Here is a 304-nt window from a genome sequence, read left to right as displayed (position 1 = left end):
GATGCATTATTTTTATTTTTTTACTGTTCAGGCGCCACTTGAGTGGCTGTCTCTTCTTCAAGCTCTGGCTCTTCTACAAGCTCAGGCTCTTCTACAAGCTCTGGTTCCTCGAGAAGCTCTGGCTCATCAATAAGTGAAGACGCTAAGGTTTCAATATCATCTTCGTCAAAATCTTGCTGTGCATCAGCTAGATCTTCGACTGAATCAGCTAATGCGCTATCAATATCTCGCTCTGTATCATTATCTGTTGCTACTTGAGCGGCAGGTGAATCTTCAACTTCATCGATTAGGCTATCTATGTCGT

The 304-nt window shown here is 42.8% G+C and carries 1 protein-coding gene; it reads right to left on the bottom strand.

The genetic code is table 11. The features are described 5' to 3' along the window. Nucleotides 1-20: 20 nt before the first annotated feature. Nucleotides 21-304 (bottom strand): hypothetical protein (locus CWC04_RS19720; protein ID WP_212747132.1); only part of this gene is annotated, 284 nt, incomplete at its 5' end.

The sequence above is a fragment of the Pseudoalteromonas sp. S2893 genome, from assembly GCF_005887105.1.
Lineage (GTDB): Bacteria > Pseudomonadota > Gammaproteobacteria > Enterobacterales > Alteromonadaceae > Pseudoalteromonas > Pseudoalteromonas atlantica.
Note: the sequence above shows the minus strand (reverse complement) of the source record. Positions and strands in the feature narration are given on the sequence as shown.